The organism is Luteibacter sp. 329MFSha (assembly GCF_900111665.1).
Classification (GTDB): domain Bacteria; phylum Pseudomonadota; class Gammaproteobacteria; order Xanthomonadales; family Rhodanobacteraceae; genus Luteibacter.
In genome coordinates this window covers 1,306,315-1,321,947 of sequence record NZ_FOJE01000001.1, presented here as the reverse complement: position 1 = coordinate 1,321,947, position 15,633 = coordinate 1,306,315, and the positions used below count along the sequence as shown (strand labels likewise).

General features: G+C 69.8%; 12 protein-coding genes. All 12 read right to left on the bottom strand.

The window, feature by feature from the left end; translation table 11 throughout:
• Positions 1-96: 96 nt before the first annotated feature.
• The 12 genes from BMW54_RS05725 to BMW54_RS05670 all read right to left on the bottom strand — a co-directional run bounded on the left by BMW54_RS05725 (position 97) and on the right by BMW54_RS05670 (position 15,629).
• Positions 97-3,195, bottom strand: a complete 3,099-nt coding sequence (locus tag BMW54_RS05725; RefSeq protein ID WP_090053677.1) for an efflux RND transporter permease subunit — start codon at positions 3,193-3,195, stop codon at positions 97-99.
• Positions 3,195-4,277 (bottom strand): efflux RND transporter periplasmic adaptor subunit, encoded by a 1,083-nt coding sequence (locus BMW54_RS05720; protein ID WP_090053676.1) that lies wholly within the window; start codon positions 4,275-4,277, stop codon positions 3,195-3,197. The genes BMW54_RS05725 and BMW54_RS05720 overlap by 1 nt, the downstream gene beginning before the upstream one ends.
• The gene (locus tag BMW54_RS05715) at positions 4,274-5,533 is read right to left on the bottom strand and encodes a TolC family protein (RefSeq protein WP_090053674.1); all 1,260 of its coding nucleotides are present in this window, start codon (positions 5,531-5,533) and stop codon (positions 4,274-4,276) included. Before BMW54_RS05715 ends, BMW54_RS05720 begins: the two co-directional genes overlap by 4 nt.
• 73 nt (positions 5,534-5,606) lie before the next feature.
• Positions 5,607-5,978 carry a hypothetical protein gene (locus BMW54_RS05710; protein ID WP_090053673.1) on the bottom strand — a complete coding sequence of 124 codons (372 nt, stop codon included), beginning with the start codon at positions 5,976-5,978 and terminating at the stop codon, positions 5,607-5,609.
• A gap of 694 nt (positions 5,979-6,672) precedes the next feature.
• Positions 6,673-7,851, bottom strand: a complete 1,179-nt coding sequence (locus BMW54_RS05705; RefSeq protein WP_254779098.1) for a hypothetical protein — start codon at positions 7,849-7,851, stop codon at positions 6,673-6,675.
• A complete protein-coding gene (locus BMW54_RS05700; RefSeq protein WP_090053670.1) occupies positions 7,848-9,014 on the bottom strand; it encodes a glycosyltransferase family 4 protein in 1,167 nt (388 codons plus the stop codon). The genes BMW54_RS05705 and BMW54_RS05700 overlap by 4 nt, the downstream gene beginning before the upstream one ends.
• Positions 9,011-9,649: a polysaccharide deacetylase family protein gene (locus tag BMW54_RS05695; protein WP_090053668.1), complete on the bottom strand. Its 639-nt coding sequence runs from the start codon at positions 9,647-9,649 to the stop codon at positions 9,011-9,013. The genes BMW54_RS05700 and BMW54_RS05695 overlap by 4 nt, the downstream gene beginning before the upstream one ends.
• Positions 9,646-10,818 carry a glycosyltransferase family 4 protein gene (locus BMW54_RS05690; protein ID WP_090053666.1) on the bottom strand — a complete coding sequence of 391 codons (1,173 nt, stop codon included), beginning with the start codon at positions 10,816-10,818 and terminating at the stop codon, positions 9,646-9,648. The genes BMW54_RS05695 and BMW54_RS05690 overlap by 4 nt, the downstream gene beginning before the upstream one ends.
• A complete protein-coding gene (locus tag BMW54_RS05685; RefSeq protein ID WP_090053665.1) occupies positions 10,815-11,933 on the bottom strand; it encodes a glycosyltransferase in 1,119 nt (372 codons plus the stop codon). Before BMW54_RS05685 ends, BMW54_RS05690 begins: the two co-directional genes overlap by 4 nt.
• Complete coding sequence (locus tag BMW54_RS05680) at positions 11,930-13,285, bottom strand: phenylacetate--CoA ligase family protein (RefSeq protein ID WP_090053663.1); 1,356 nt, start codon at positions 13,283-13,285, stop codon at positions 11,930-11,932. Before BMW54_RS05680 ends, BMW54_RS05685 begins: the two co-directional genes overlap by 4 nt.
• Positions 13,282-14,544, bottom strand: a complete 1,263-nt coding sequence (locus BMW54_RS05675) for an O-antigen ligase family protein (protein WP_090053662.1) — start codon at positions 14,542-14,544, stop codon at positions 13,282-13,284. The genes BMW54_RS05680 and BMW54_RS05675 overlap by 4 nt, the downstream gene beginning before the upstream one ends.
• Positions 14,532-15,629, bottom strand: coding sequence for a polysaccharide deacetylase family protein (locus BMW54_RS05670; RefSeq protein WP_254779095.1), 1,098 nt, complete (start codon positions 15,627-15,629; stop codon positions 14,532-14,534). Before BMW54_RS05670 ends, BMW54_RS05675 begins: the two co-directional genes overlap by 13 nt.
• Between the last annotated feature and the right edge of the window lie 4 nt (positions 15,630-15,633).

Genomic DNA, 15,633 nt, shown 5'->3' with positions numbered 1-15,633 from the left:
AGGAGCGGACCTGGCCGCGACGGCTCTTCGCGAGGCATCCAGGGCCTGGCGCTCCTCGCGAAGAGCGATCGCGGCCAGGTCCGCTCCAACAACAGGTCAGCCGGCGCCTTTCCGTCGCTCCAGCGCGTCGTACATCACGGGCAGCAGGATCAGCGTCAGCAGGGTCGACGTGATGAGGCCGCCCACCACGACGGTGGCGAGCGGGCGCTGCGTCTCCGCGCCGACGCCGGTGGAGAGCAGCATCGGCACCAGGCCGAGGATCGCCACGCTGGCGGTCATCAGCACCGGCCGCAGGCGCAGCGTCGCACCGCGCAGCACGGCGTCGCGCACACTCGCGCCGTCACGGCGCTGTTCGTTGAAGAAGCTCACGAGCACGATGCCGTTGAGCATCGCCACGCCGAACACGGCGATGAAGCCGATGGCCGAGGGCACCGAAAGGTACTGCCCCGTGACGTACAGGCCGACGATGCCGCCGATGATCGCGAACGGCACGTTGGCGAGGATCAGGCCGGCGTGCCGCAGGGAGTGAAAGGCGGTGTACAGCAGCACGAAGATGAAGAAGATCGTGACCGGCACGATGATCGCCAGACGCTTCAGCGCGCGCTGCTGGTTCTCGAACGCGCCGCCCCACTGCGTGTAGTAGCCGGGCGGAAGCTTTACCGCGCTTTCCAGCCGCGCGTTCGCCTCCCGCACGAAACCGTCGATGTCGCGTCCGCGGACGTCCATCTGGATCACCGCGTAGCGTTGCAGCTGCTCGCGGCGAATGAACGAGTAGCCTTCGGCGGCGTCGACGTCGGCCACCTGGGACAACTGCACGAGGGCGCCCGATGGCGTGCGGACGGGGATCCGTTCGATCGCGGGCAGCGACGCCCTGGCCGCGTCGTCGAGGCGCACGCTGATGTCGAAGCGACGCACGCCGTCGAGGAGGGCACCGATGGCCTCCCCGCCGATGCCGTTGCGCACCACCGTCAGCACGTCGTCCGTGTTCAGGCCGTAACGCGACAGGGCGTCGCGGTTCACGGCGATGCGGATCTGCGGCTTGCCGACGTTGGCCTCGAGCTCCAGGTCGGCCACGCCGGGGACGCCGGCAAGTGTGTCCTTGATCCGCGCGCTGAGCCGATCGAGGGTCGCCAGATCGTCGCCATACACCTTCAGTGCGAGCGTGGCGCGGACGCCCGACATCAGTTCCTCGATGCGCATCTGGATCGGTTGGGTGTAGCTGACGGCGGCCGTGGGAAGCAGTTCGGTCAGTTCGGCCTGCATCGCTTCCTCGATGCTTTCGAGCGTCTGCCCGTCGCGCCAATGGTCCTTCGGCTTCAGCGGCGTGTAGACCTCCATGTAGTTGACGTCGGCCGTTTCGCCTTTCTCCGCGCGACCGATCATGGCCAGCGTCGTCTCCACTTCCGGGAACCTCGCCTTGATCCGCTCGGCCACGCGCCGCGAGACGTCGATCGATTCGTCGAGCGACGCGGACGGAATCGACGTGATGCGCCACATGATGGCGCCCTCGCGCAGCTCCGGCATGAATTCCTTGCCGAGGAAAGGAAACAGGGCGAGGCTGCCGAGCAGCGCCGCGACCGCGACGCCCGCGACCGTCCTGGCGTGGGCGAGCGCCCAGCCGAGGAGGCGGGCATAGCGGCGCTTCAGCCAGTCCACCAGGCGCGTGTCCTTTTCCGCACGAGGCTTGAGCAACAGCGCCGCGAGGACGGGCACCAGGGTGAGCGAGAGCAGCAGCGATCCCGCCATCGCGAAGCCGATGTTGAGGGCCATCGGCCGGAACATCTTGCCCTCGAGGCCCTGCAGCCCGAACAGCGGAAGGAACACGACGATGATGATGACGATCGCGAAGGTGACGGGGCCCGCCACCTCGCGCGCGGCGGCCAGCACGGCGGCCGTCCGGTCCGCCGGTTCGCCACGTGCCTCGCGCTCGGCCATGATGCGGAACGCGTTCTCGACCATCACCACCGCGCCGTCGACCATCATGCCGATCGCGATCGCGAGTCCCGCCAGCGACATGAGGTTGGCCGAAAGGCCCGCCTGCGCCATGCCGATGAACGCGATCAGCATCGCGAAGGGCAGGGTGACGACGACGATGAGCGCGCTGCGCAGCTCGCCGAGAAACAGGAAAAGGACGACGGCGACGAGGATCGATCCTTCGACGAGCGCGCGCACGGCGGTGCCCACGGCCGCGTCGACGAGACCGGTCCGCTCATATGCCGGACGAATCGCGACGCCGGCGGGCAAGGCACGCTGGACCACGTCCAGCCGCGCCTTGACGGCGTCCACGACGGTGCGGGCGTTCTCGCCGATGCGCGCCAGCGCCTGTCCCATGACGACCTCCTTGCCGTCGCGGGTCACGGCGCCGGTGCGGGGCGCGCCAGCCTCCGTCACGGTGGCGACATCGCGCACGCGCACGGGTGTGCCGTCTTCCGTCTTCAGCACGATGGCGCCGATGTCGTTCGCATCGCGAACGAGTCCGAGACCGCGAACGAGGTACTGCTCGCGGCCCACGTCGATGAAGTTGCCGCCGACCTGCGCATTGTTCGCCTCGAGCGCCTGCATCACGTCGCGAAAGCCCAGCTCGTGCGCGATCAGCCGCAGCGGATCGATCCGCACCTGGAACTGCTTCTGCCTGCCGCCCCACGACGTGACGTCGTCGACACCCGCGGCCGTCCGCAACACGAGGCGAACGGTCCAGTCCTGGAGGGTGCGCAGGTCCATGTCGTCCGGCGCGCCTTTCAGGCTTTCGTCCGCGCGCTCCACCGTGTACCAGAACACCTGGCCCAGACCCGACGTGTTCGGCCCCATCTCCGGCTTGCCGTAGCCCGCGGGAAGCCGGTCGCCCACCTGCTGGAGGCGCTCGTTGACCAGCTGCCGCGCGAAGTAGACATCTATGTCGTCGTCGAAGTAGACGGCCACGTACGACAGGCCGAACAGGCTCACCGAGCGGATCTCCGCCACCGAGGGCAAGCCCGCCAGCGCCGATTCGACGGGCGTCGTCAGGAGCTGTTCGACGTCCTCGGCGGCCAGCCCGGGCGCTTCGGTGTACACGTTCACCTGGACGGGCGTGACATCGGGAAAGGCGTCGATCGGCAACGTCATGGCGGCGCGAATGCCTAGCGCCGCGATCGCGAGGAACGCGAGGATGACGAGCAGCCGGTACTTCAACGAGCGTTCGACGATCCATGCCAGCATCAGTGCTCTCCCAGCTGCGAACGCAGCAGCCGCGCCTTCAGCGCGAACGCGCCCTTGCTCACGTAAGCGGTCCCTGCCTTCGCGCCCTCGCGGATCTCCGTCCAGTCGCCGCGCGTGTCGCCCGTCCGCACCGGTACCGCGTCGAACTGCCCCGGCTTCGCGCCGCGAACGAACAGCGTGGGCTGGTTCTGCAGCAGCACGATGGCGTCGGCCGGCACCGCGAGGCGACGCACCTGGGAGGCGATCGCGATGCGTGCCTCGACGAGCTCGCCGGGGTGCAGCAGGTCGTTCTCGTTGTCCACCTGGATGCGCACGTCGACGGTGCGGGTCTTCTCGTCCGTCTGGTGCGATCGCTGGATGACCTTGCCCGGAAGTTCGCTTCCGTGGGCGACCACGACGACGACGTCGCCTTCCTTGACCTGCTCCGCGGCCGCGGGCGCGAGGCGTGCCTCGACCCACACCGACGACTCGGACACGAGCGTGAAGAGCGTGCGGCCCGGTTCGATGCGCTCGCCGACGAGGAACGCGTCTGTCGTCACGCGGCCCGGACCCGGTGCCACGAGCTCGAACGTGCCGTCGGCGGCCGCCGAACCGCGCCGGACGAGACGGGCGATCTGGGCGTCGGTGAGGCCATATGCCCTCAGGCGCGCGCGCGCCTGGTCGCGCTCGATCAGCGCCTCGTTGTAGCGACGGGCCGAGACGGCCTGCTTGCCCAACGCGGCGACCCGGTTCCAGTCCTGCGTCGCGACGACGAGCCTGCCCTGCGTTTCGGCGACGTCGACGCTGGACAGCACCACGAGCGTGTCGCCCGCCGCGACCACGTCGCCGAGCTTCGCCCTGCGCGAGACCACCTGCGACGCCACGCGCGGCGATACCAGCAGCGTGTTGTACGCGTCGACGCGCACCTCGCCGGGCGCTTTCACGTCGTCGGCGACGATTCGCGGCGTCAGGGATTCGATGACGATGCCGGCCTCGCGGATCGCCGCGGCGTCGAGGGTCAGCGGATCGTCGGCCGGTTCATTCGCGGCATGCGCGCCACACGAGACGAGGCACAGCAGGATGGCGAAAAGACGGACGTTCATGCGGAAGGTTCCTGCGAGGTGCCGTCGATCCAGCCAGTCAGTCGGCCGGCGGCGGCGAGATAGTCGAACCAGGCCTGCCAGGCCTGGCTTTCCAGCGCGAGGCCGGCGAGCGCGGTGTCGAGGCTCTGCTTGAGTTGCACGAGGTAATCGGACGTTCCGATCTCACCCGCCTGCCACAGACGGCCCAGGGTGTCCGCCCGCTCGTCGAACGCCGCGGCGCGGCTCTGCCGGAAGGCCGCGGTGGCGTTGCGCAGCGCCAGGTACGTGGCGCGGGCCTGCACGAGCGTCGCCTCCGATCGCAGTGCGACAGCGTGACGGGACGCGAACGCGGCATCGGCGTCCGCGCGCGCGGCGGCGATGTCGGCACGCCCGCTGTTGAGCAGCGGCAGGGGCACGGCCACGCTGAGTCCCACGACGCGATCGGTTCGCGGTCCGCTGCGGACGCGGCCACCGGTGAGGCTGACGGTCGGATCGGGCAGGCGGGCGCGCTGCGCCACCGCCACGCCGGCATCGGCGCGATCCTGCTGCGCGCGCGCAAGGCGCAGGTCGGGGCGATCCTCGGCGTCGACGGGCACCACGGCCGCGCCGTCGGGGAGTGTCGAACTGGACAGGTCGGCCGGTCGGCGCGAAGCGCCGCCGTCGATCGCGGCCATGGCCGCGAGCGCACCGGCCTCCTGGCTCGCCAGCGACGCCTGCTGGATCTCGGCCTCGCCGAGGGCCAGCGCCGCGAGATCGCGTTCCGGCGCGCCGATGTCGCCAACGCGCAGGCGCTGCTCCGCGAGTTCGTCGAAGCGCCGCATCAGCGCGACGCGGCGCTCGCCCAGTGCACGGTGTTCGCGCGCGTACGCCGCGCCTGTCGATGCTTTCAGCCAGTCGGCGGCGACATCGCGACGCGCCACGGCGAGGGCCGCTTCGCGCATGCGCACCTCGGCATCGCCCTCCACCATGCGAGCGCGCCGCTTGCCGGTCACATCGAGCGCAAGGCTCGCGCCGACTGTCCGCCGGTCGACATCGGCATTTTCGCCCTCGAACTGGATCGACGGGTTGTACAACGGCTGCGCGGCGGCATCCGCGCGCGCGAGGGCCGCGCGCCGCTCCGCGTCGGCTTGCCGCACCTGCGGGCTGGCTGCCCAGACCTCGTGAATCGCGGCGCGAACCGCGACGGGCGCCGGAGGAAGCGACACGGGCGTCGCCGAAATCGCGGCGACGAAAAACGCGCACACGGCGCCAGCCGGCGCGGCACGATGAAAAGCCATGGAACGATCTCCTGAACACCGAACACGGATCGGCGCGGCCGCTCACGCGACCGGCACCGGACGAGGGACGGAATCAGGCGATCGGAGGGCGCAGGAGGGATTGGCGGAACGCGGGCGTGGGCGCGTCGGGAAGCGCCGCGCGCAGCGGCGACGGCGGCACCCCGAACGTCGCGACGCTCACGCTGCTGGGTAACGCCACGGCATGCGCGCAGCTGCAATGGCAGCCGCCACCTTCACCGGCGAGGCAGGCATCGCCGCCGCCATCCGTCGCATCCGCGATGGCGACGACGGCGGTCCCCGCGTCCGCGGCGAACGCGACGCGCGGCCCATCGAGCACGCACGCGGTCGACATCGCCACCTTGAACAGCAGCACCGCAAGCGCGAGCACCCACACGCCGCGATGGCGACGGAGGCGGTCGAGCAAGGTGGAAGGGCGGCGCTGCATGCCGGGGATGCTAGTGGAGGCGGTGCATGTCGTGCAACGCGGCGGACACGCGTGCGGCGAGGCGAAGAGCCGTCGGCCCTCACCCTCGCCGCTCCGAGTTGCAGCGTCGCTTGGGAAAGGAGGCCGCTGCGCGGCAGTGTCCCATGGCTGCGCCCCGGCGCGACCGGCCTTCGCGCGGGGGTTTTCGACTCGGCCTCCTGCCTCGGCGAAAACGGCCGGCCTTCCTGGCCGGCCCCGCTTCGCGGCCCGTTCCGCGCGAAGTCCTCGCTTCCACAAGTCGCGGCGAGGGTGAGGGCCGACGGCTCTGCCGACGACCGAGGGTTCGTGCGGCGAGATGGCCCGCTGGCGCGGGATCGCCGATACGATCGGCTCCCACATAGGCGCGTCGCGGTGCTTTTCTCCATGACCACGACCCGGGTCGGTGCGTCGTCGGTCGCCAGCCTCGCTGCGACTTGCGAAACCGAGCGTGGCGATCGGATCAGGCCGCGCAGCGGGGCCGGCCATGGATGGCCGGCCGTTTTCGCCGAGACAGGATGTCGAGTCGAAAACCCCCGTTCGCCACGCGGGCGCGCCGGGGCGAAGCCATCGGACACTGCCGCGCAGCGGCCTCCTTTCCCAAGCGACGGTGCAGCCGGAGCGGCGAGGCTGGCGACCGACGGCGCTCTACGCGACGCCACGGCGGCATCGCGAGACGCTACACGGCCGCCAGCGACGGCGGGGCCGCCACCTTGCCCGGCTTGCCGAGTTCGAAGTCGCGGTACCGGCCGGGATCGCCCGTCATACCTGCCTCGGCGGCTTTCGCGATGTTGTACATCTCGCGCGCCGTGACGTAGTGGAGCACGTGGCGCCGGCCGTCGTTGTACGCCGTTTCCAGGTAGGTGTGCATGTCGTCGACGGGCTTGCCGAGGAGGGTGTCCATGTCGCGCTCCTGCGTGCCGTGGGTGTGCACCTTGACGAAGACCCACTCGGGGCGGCCTTCGACGTGGATGCCCGTGCGTACCCATTGATCGACGCGGGTCTTCGTTGGCGGACAGCCGCGGCGGACGTCGGCGTTCTCGATGCGCGGAATGATGCCGAAGCGGCGGTCCTTCCAGTTCAGGCCCAGCGGCCCCTGAATGATGAGCAGGTCGCCGGTGGGCGCGCCGCCGACGCGCATGGGCACGCCGGTGTCGTGCGACTTCGGCTTGTGCGGGTCGTCGGTGGCGTAATAGATCGCATTGGAGAGGCGGGTCTGCGTATCGCTGGGAGCCGAGGGCAGGGTGAAATCGGCGTAGCAGCCCAGGTCGCGCAGCAGGACCAGCTCGTTGTCGATGCCGCACCAGCGGCCGTCTTTCCGCGAGTTGTCCAGGCACCAGTTGCCGTGGATGAACGCGAAGCGCAGCTGGCCTGTCACCGGATCGCGCGGGAGCGCCCCGTGCTTCTCGTGCAGCAGGCGGTTGAAGCGGTCCATGGTGACGACGAAATTCTCGGGCGTGTCGTTGTCGTGGTGCAGGTGGATCTCGATCTCGCCGAAGCCGTCGGCGCAGAGGGCGGCGATCTTGTCGAGGTGTTCCTCGACGTACTCCTCTTCGGGGTAGAAGAAACAGTGCTGCGGCATGATGCCGTCGGCGTCGCGATGGCGGGAGGCCATGGCCCGGTATTCCGTGCACCAGCGGTCGACGCGACGGCGCTGCGTGTCCATGTCCACGCGGCCCCAGTTCGGTTCGAAATGGTCGACGAAGCAGAACAACACGTGCACCGGCCCATCGACGCGCGGCGGCTTGCGCCGGGTGAGGTAGCCCCAGAGCCAGTACTGCATGTTGCGCGCGCGGATGGCGACGGTGAGCGCCGCGGCGGCGAACAGGAGGAGCACGAGCAGGACGGCTACGATCACGCGTTGGCTCCGGTCGGGACCAGCGTGAGCAACTGCTCGGCGTTGTTGCGCCATTGCCGCTCGCTGGCGATGTAGTGTCGCGCGGCGTCACCCACGCGCCTGCGTTCGTCGGAACGCTGCGCCAGTTCGAGCACGCGCTCGACGCAGGCCGCGGCGTCGCCACGCGGGAACAGCCAGCCCGTGTGGCCATCGGCGATCACCTCGGCCACCGGTGCGTAATCCGGCGCGACCACGGCGACCCCCATGCCCATGAACTCGAACAGTTTCATGGGAGAGCCATAGTGGTTGGAATTCGGCAGGACGGCATAGTCCATGCAGGCGATCCAGCTGGCCACCTCTTCGTGGGGGACACGGCCCGGCAACAGCACGCGGTCCGCGAGGCCCCGCGCGGCGATCAGCGTCCGCACGGCGGGCAGCGTCTTGCCGTCGCCGACGAAGACCAGCGCCAGATCGGGGACCGCGTCGAGGCGGTTCGCGATGGCCTCGACGAATCCGTCGACGCCGTGCCAGTGCGCGAACGCGCCGATGTGCCCGCATACCGTGCGGCCGGTGAGTCCGCGCTCCGCGCGAAGGCGTTCCCGATCGAACTTCGCCGGGTCGAAGCGCGGCAGGTCGACCGCGTTCGGGGAGACGACGCTCGGCGCGATGTCGCCGTAGGCCGCTTCGGCGAGGTCGCGGAAGTACGTCGAGATGAACACCAGACCCGTGGCGTGGCGCAGGCACCAGCCCTCGATGCGGCGCGCGAGTCGCTTCATGGTGAGGGGGCGGACGCGGTCGACGAGGGCCGAATCGTTGATCTCGAGCACGACGGGGATGTCGCGTCGGCGGGCCATCCAGATGGTCGCGAAGAGGAAGAGCGAATAACGCTCGTAGATGAGCTTCGGCGGTGCGGCGCGCCAGGCGCGACGCATGCGCAGCATCGTCACCGCGTTGTAGAGCAGTTCGAAGACCTCGAATACCACGCCGGGCAGACGGGTGACGAGGCCGGCGAGGCGCCCGCGACCGGGCGTCGCCGTGGTTTCGGTCTCGCGTTCCGGATCGGCGCCGGGGAACGACATGACGTCCACGTCGTGGCCGAGCTCGCGCAGCGCGCCGACGATGCCGCGGATGTGCACGCCTTCGACGTGCCGGCCGCGCGTTCGGTGGTGGTAGAGGATCCTCACCGGGCGCTCCCGGGCAGCGCGGCGAAGCGCATGCCCTGCGCGAGCCATTCCGGCAGCAGCACGTCGAGCGCGTCGGCGGCCTTGTCGCTGTCGTCGTGCATGAGCACGATGTCGCCGGGCGCGGGCGGATCGTCGCGCAGGCGGGCGATCAGGGCCTCGACGGGCCGGTCCTGGTAGTCGAGGCTGTCGTACGACCAGTACACCAGGCTGCGCTTGCGCCTCGCGAAGTGAGCGAGCAGCTGCGCGCCGACGTAACCGTGCGGCGGTCGCATGCGATGGTGCGGCCGGTCGTCGAACAGGCGCAGCAGGGCGTCGGTACGGTAGACCTCATCGAGCTGCTTCGTGAGGTTCATGTTGTCGAACGACCAGTGGCTGTACGAATGGTTGCCGATCATGTGGCCCTCGGCGACGATCCGCTGCACGATTTCGGGGTACTGCTCGATCTTCTCGCCGACCAGGAAGAAGCTGGCCTTGACCTCGTGGCGGGCGAGCGTGTCGAGCAGCTTCGGGGTGTGGCCCGGTTCGGGGCCGTCGTCGAAGCTCAGGTAACGCAGCGCGGCGTCGCGCGTGCGCGTCATGACCAGCTTCTCGGGCAGCAGGCCGAGCAGGTCCTGTCGTTTCGGTTTCCAGTTCATGCGTTCGCGCCAAGATGGGCCGGGGACCCGGCGGCGACACGGCCGAGCATGCGCTCCAACCGGTCGATGTTCTCGTCCCAGCGGAAGGTGGCGGCGTGCGCCGCGATCGCCGCGGGATCGAAGTGTCGTTCGAAGGCTTCGACCAGCGCCACGCCGAGTTCGTGCGGCTGGTGCGGCGGGACGAGGATGCCCGCGTGCGTGGGCAGCACCTCGGGAATGCCGCCGACGCTGCTGGCGACCACGGGCGTGCCGCAGGCCATGGCCTCGAGGATCACGTTGGGCACCCCTTCGTTGTGGCTCGGCAGGCAGAGGACATCGGCGGCGACGAACCAGTCGGCCAGCGCGGCATGGTCGACGGCGCCCGCGAAGCGCACGGCGGGCGCGCAGCACAGCGACGCGGCGCGGTCTTCCAGGTTCGCGCGGCACGGGCCGTCCCCGACGTAGACGAGGCGTGCGTCGTGGTGGCGCCTGACCAGCGCGGGAAACGCTTCGATGAGGTCGTGGCAGCCCTTCGTCGCCTTCAGGTTGCCGGCGTACAGCACGATGGGTACCTCGGGCGGCAACCCGAGACGCGCGCGCGCCGCGCGGCGGTCGCCACGGTGGAAGAGCTTCGTGTCCACGCCGTTGTAGATTGCCTCGACCGCTTCGCGGCGCGCGCCGAGCGCGTTGGCCTTCGCCGCGAGCGCGCGGCTGACGGCGATGATGCCGCCGGCCCCGCGCAGCGCCGAACGGATCTGCGGGCGGCGCAGGCGCGATTCCGCCTGCACGTTGAGGTCGCTGCCGTGCACCTTCACCACGTAGGGAATGCCGAGCAGCCGTGCGACCCACGCCGCGCCGGCGGCGTCGGGATACGCCCAGCTGGCGAGCATCACGTCGTAGCGGGCACGACGCAGTTCGCCACCGCGCTGCCACATCATGCAGGCGAAGAAGCAGAAGGCGTTGAGGAAACGCGCGAAGCCGGGTGGGTGGTAGAACGTGAAGTGATCGGTGCGGACGCCGGGGACGCGCACCTCTTCCTTCGGACCGCCCGCGCGTTCGCGGAAGTCGACGGCGGTGAGCACGTCGACGTCGTGGCGGTCGCCGAGCCGCTGGAACTGCTGGCGGTTGAACGCGCCGCGGCGCGGGTCCCACGGTGTGGGGAAGAGGTTGGTCACCACGAGGATCTTCATCGGGTGGTCTCCATGTCGCCGAAGTAGAGCTGTCCATAACGCGCGGCCATGGCCTCCATGGAGCCATGCGTTTCGACCCATGCGCGCGCGGCGCGCCCGAGCGTGTTCGCCCGGGTCGAGGCGTGCAGCATCTCCAGGATCGCGGCGGCCAGCGCGGGCGGGTCGCAGGGTGGGACGAGGCGTCCGGTCGCCTCGTCGCGGACGATCTCGGCGTTGCCGCCGACGTCGGTGGCGACGATCGGCAGGCCGGCGGCGCAGGCCTCGAGCAGCGCCATCGAGTAGCCCTCGGTGACCGAGGACAGCGCGAACACGTCGAAGCCCTGCAGCAGCTCGCGCACGTCGTCGCGGTCGCCGAGGAAGTGCACGCAGCCGGCGACGCCTTCGTCGAACGCGGCGGCGCGCAGCGTCGCGCGCAACTCCCCGTCGCCGACCAGCACGAGCGCCGTGTCGGGCCGCGCATGACGGACGATGCGGAAGGCGCGGATCAGGCTGGCCTGGTCCTTCGCCCAGTTGAGGCGGCCGACCGTGCCGATGATCCGCGTGCCGGGCGGCACGCGGATCATGTGCGCGAGGCGCTCGTGCATGGCGTCCGACGCCGTGTCGAAGCCGTCGAGCACGATGCCGTTGGGCACCACGCAGGTCTTGGCCGCCGGTGCGATGCCGCGACGCACGGCGTCGCTGCGGGCGGCTTCGCAGACCGCGACCACGGCGTCGGTGGCCTTGAGCGCGCGGCGGAACAGCCATTCGCGCCGGCCGGGTTTGCGCTGGGCACCCATGCCGTGGCGGGTGTTGACGACCTGGCGGATGCCCATGCCGGCGCTGGCGAGCACGGCCTGGTAGTGCGCCACGGCGTTATGGGTATGCAGGACCTCGGTGTAATGCCCCGCCAGCGCGGCGCGCGCACGGCCGAGGGCGCGCAGGTCGAAGCCCTTGCGCTTGTGGCAGGCGGTGACCGGCACGCCGAGCGCGTCCAGTTCCACCGCCAGCGTGCCACGCTCGAACAGGCAGACCACCTGGACCTTGTGACCGAGGCGGTGCTGCTCCTTGACGAGGTCCAGCACCATGCGCTCGAGGCCGCCGCGATTCAGATTCTCGACGAAGTGGGTGATGTTCACGGGGCCAGCTCCGAAACGGTGACGCGCAGCTTGCCGCTGCGGGTCAGCGGGATGTCGTCGACAAAGTGGCAGTGCAGCTCGGCGCTGTCCCCCAGCACCCGTGACACCTCGCGACGGATGTAATCGAGCGAGGCGTCCTCGAAACCGCGGCCGCGCACGATGGAGAGGTCGAGCCGATCGAGCCGGCGCTGCACGAGCTGGAAGCGCGCCAGACCCGGCACGTCCTTGAGCATGTGCGGGAAGAACTCGCCGGGAAGCACGTGACCCGCCGGCGTGCGGATGGCGTCGAGCTTGCGCCCGTCCACGGACGCGAGGAGCGGCAGGCCGCGTCCGCAGGGGCAGGCGTCCGTCGCATGGGTAGCCATGTCGCCGTTGACGTAACGGATGAACGGCATGCCGTAGTTGAACAGGTCGGTGATGGCGACCTCGCCGCTGCCCGCGTGGATGGGCATGCCATCCGCATCCAGCGTTTCGACCAGCAGGTGGTCGGAATTCACGTGAAGCCCCTGGCGGTGCTCGCATTCGGATGCGATGAGCATGAACTCGCGGCATCCGTAGGTGTTGAACGCCGGCGCGCCGAAGGCCTTCTCGATGATCTCGCGCTGGAACGGATGCAACGCCTCGGCCGCGCCGATGATCGACGCCGGGCGATGCACCTGGCGGCCGTTCGCGAGCAGCCACTCGGCGAGGCGGACCAGCGGCCCCACGTAACCGACCACGACCTCGGGGCGGTAGTCGTCGATCGCGTCCGCGTAATCCGCCATGGTCGACTCGCTCATGTGGAAGCTGTCGAGCAGGCGGCGCGCGAAGACGGCGTTGTACACGCGGTCCTTCATCCGGTGCGCGACGCTGGGCTGGCCGACCGCGCCGCCCCACAGGAACAGCGTGCGCCGGCCCATGCGCGAACCGGCCCAGCCGTAGCCGCGCCACATGACCGCCACGCGGCGATCGTTGCTCTCGCGCGTGAAGCCGAAGCGCAGCGGTTCGCCGGTGGAGCCGCCGGTGGCCTTGTAGCCCAGGGCATCCTTCAGAGACGTGGCCTTGATGTCCTCCGCGTTGTCGCGAATGTCGGCTTTCGTCAGCACGGGCAGATGCGCGTAATCGTCGAGGCTGCGGATGTCGCCGGGCACGATGCCGGCCTGCGTCCAGCGACGGCGGTAATAAGGCACCTCGCGCCAGCACCACTCGAGCAGGCGCTTCAGGCGTTCGAACTGCAGCGCCCGCACCTCCGCGGGCGCGAGCCACTGGTCGCGCTCGTAGCGATGCATGTGCCGCGGCGTCTCGCGACGGCGGAGGCCGCCTTCGTAGGCGGGCCAGAGGACGTGGCGCAGCAATGTCTCGTAGGTCTTCATGTGGTTCGCAGCAGCACGGCGACGAGGACGAACAGGCCGAAGACGCCGCAGGCGCCTGCGGGCACCCAGCGCCAGCCGCCGTCGGAAAGGCGGAAGGCGGGCAGGTCGGGCCAGCGGCGGCGCGCGCCGACGTAGTGGCCCGCGACGAGGGCGGCGATGAGGTAGAGGACGACCATGTAGCTGCGGCTCAGGAAGAACGCGGCCGCGAACAGGCCGCACAGCGACAGCAGCAGCGTCAGCGCCATCTGCCGCTCGGTGGTCCACTGCGCCTCGACGGAGGGGTCGGCGGATGGCACGTGGCGGTGGCGCACGATGGAGAGCATCATCCAGAAGCCGTAGCCGACGAAGGCGAGCCACAGCACGAACCCCGCGAAGCCGGTTTCGGCGAGGACGAGCACGAACGAGTTGTGGGCGGTGAGTTCGTTGTACTCGGTGAAGTTACCGGCGCCGACACCGAAGACCGGATTTTCGCGGAACATCTCCAGCCCCGCGTACCAGGCGTCGACACGGCCGGCGGCCGATTCCTCGCCCGCGTCCAGTTCGTCCATGCGCGACGAGAGCAGCTTCATGGCGGCGAGTCCGAGCACACCGAGCGTTCCCGCGACCACGATGCCCTTGCGGTACCAGAGGTAACAGCCCGCGACGACCAGCACGGCGAGCATCGCGCCGCGCGAATTGGTCAGGTAGGTGCCATAAAGCAGCAGCATCGCGGCGCCCAGCCAGACGAAGCGCATCGCGCCGGCGCCCCGGCGGCCGAGGAACACGGCCATCGGCAGCGTCGCGGCGAACAGCAGGCCGAGGTCGTTGGGGTCGTTGAAGATGCCGACGTACTGGATGCGGCCGCCTTCGCCGAGCGGGATCCCGGTCCAGCCCATGCCCGTCTTCGCCTGCTCGACGCCGTGCAGCGCCAGCACCGACGCGCAGGCCACGAAGACGACCATGGCGATGCGCACCCTTTTCTGGGTGCTGCACGCGGCACCGAACACGAAGAAGGCGATCACGACGGGACCGAAACGGGCGAGTTCGTCGACGGCGCCGCCGCTCCACCCGTTCGTGACCTGCGAGATCATGAGGATCAGCAGGAATGCGGGAAGGATGACGAACTGGGGCGCTTCGAACGTCTTCGCCTTCGACGCGAGCCACGCGACGAAGGCGAGCATCAGGACGACCGGGAGGATCGGCACGGTGTCGAGACCCGGCACGTAATCCTGCGGCCGGATGATCGTCAGCACCACATAGAGGAGGATCAGGGGGAACATGGCTGCACCGCCGGTCCGGTGGCTTCGTGGGCCGCGGTGGGATAGCTCATCAGCTGGGGCAGGGCGAGCATCGCGGCGAACCAGCCCGGGCCCATGTTGCTCTCCACCGGCAGGCGATACAGCGAATAGCGGTTCTCGCTGGGTTCCGCGTTCGTGCCGCAGACGTAGCTGCATGCGAGCTGGAAGCCCGCGTTGCGGGTGGCGTCGACCACGGCGTCGTTATAGGCGCGGTCGCCACCGACGGGGTAGGACATCAGGATGGCCGGATTGCGCAGCTCGCGATCGAGGGTGGCTTTCGATTCGCGGATCTCGCGGACCATCTCGTCCTGCGGCAGCCGCGCGAGCATGCGGTGGTGCACGCCGTGCGACCCGAATTCGAGTCCCGCCGATTCCATCTCGCGCGCCTGCGCCCAGGTCATGGGCCGGCAGTCCACGGGCCGCGCCTGCGCGGATGGCATGTCCCACTCCGCTTCGAGCCTCGCGATCATCGCGGACTGGCCGAAGGCGTCGAGCCACTTCATGCGCAGCAGCACGTTGCCGGCGATACGCCGGCGCTGGGCACGAACGGGCGGCAGCGCGATGTCGATGCCCAGCTCCGGCAGCACCAGCCGCTCCGCCCGGGTCAGCAGGATCATGTGGACGAGCCAGTCGTACGCGTACGGCCGGCCACTGTCGATGTGACCGGTGGACACGAAGAAGGTGGCGGGCACGCCGACCTCGTCGAGGATCGGGGCCGCGATGCGATAGTTGTCGTCGTAGCCGTCGTCGAACGTCACGGCGACGGTGTCGGGCGGCAGCGCTTCGCCGGCGTCGAGCGCGGCGACGATGTCGGTCAGGCGCATCGGCCGGAAATAGCGCTTGATCCGCAGCATCTGCTCGCGGAACTCCGCCGGTGGCGTGCTGATGAGCTCGAGGTCGAACTCGTAGGCGTCCGGATCGGGCAGCGGCATCACGCGGTGGTAGGCGAGGATGCGCAGGTCGCGCTGCCACCAGGCGCGGACGCGCTGCAGCGAATGCAGCAGTCCGCTGGAATAGCACAGTTCGCCGAGTCGGCCGCGGATGCCGGGCGCGCCGCGCGTGGTCATGTCG

Coding starts and splice junctions, on each gene's coding strand:
- BMW54_RS05725 (WP_090053677.1), bottom strand. CDS start 3,195: ATGCTGGCATGGATCGTCGAACGCTCGTTGAAGTACCGGCTGCTCGTC.
- BMW54_RS05720 (WP_090053676.1), bottom strand. CDS start 4,277: ATGAACGTCCGTCTTTTCGCCATCCTGCTGTGCCTCGTCTCGTGTGGC.
- BMW54_RS05715 (WP_090053674.1), bottom strand. CDS start 5,533: ATGGCTTTTCATCGTGCCGCGCCGGCTGGCGCCGTGTGCGCGTTTTTC.
- BMW54_RS05710 (WP_090053673.1), bottom strand. CDS start 5,978: ATGCAGCGCCGCCCTTCCACCTTGCTCGACCGCCTCCGTCGCCATCGC.
- BMW54_RS05695 (WP_090053668.1), bottom strand. CDS start 9,649: ATGAACTGGAAACCGAAACGACAGGACCTGCTCGGCCTGCTGCCCGAG.
- BMW54_RS05690 (WP_090053666.1), bottom strand. CDS start 10,818: ATGAAGATCCTCGTGGTGACCAACCTCTTCCCCACACCGTGGGACCCG.
- BMW54_RS05680 (WP_090053663.1), bottom strand. CDS start 13,285: ATGAAGACCTACGAGACATTGCTGCGCCACGTCCTCTGGCCCGCCTAC.
- BMW54_RS05675 (WP_090053662.1), bottom strand. CDS start 14,544: ATGTTCCCCCTGATCCTCCTCTATGTGGTGCTGACGATCATCCGGCCG.
- BMW54_RS05670 (WP_254779095.1), bottom strand. CDS start 15,629: ATGACCACGCGCGGCGCGCCCGGCATCCGCGGCCGACTCGGCGAACTG.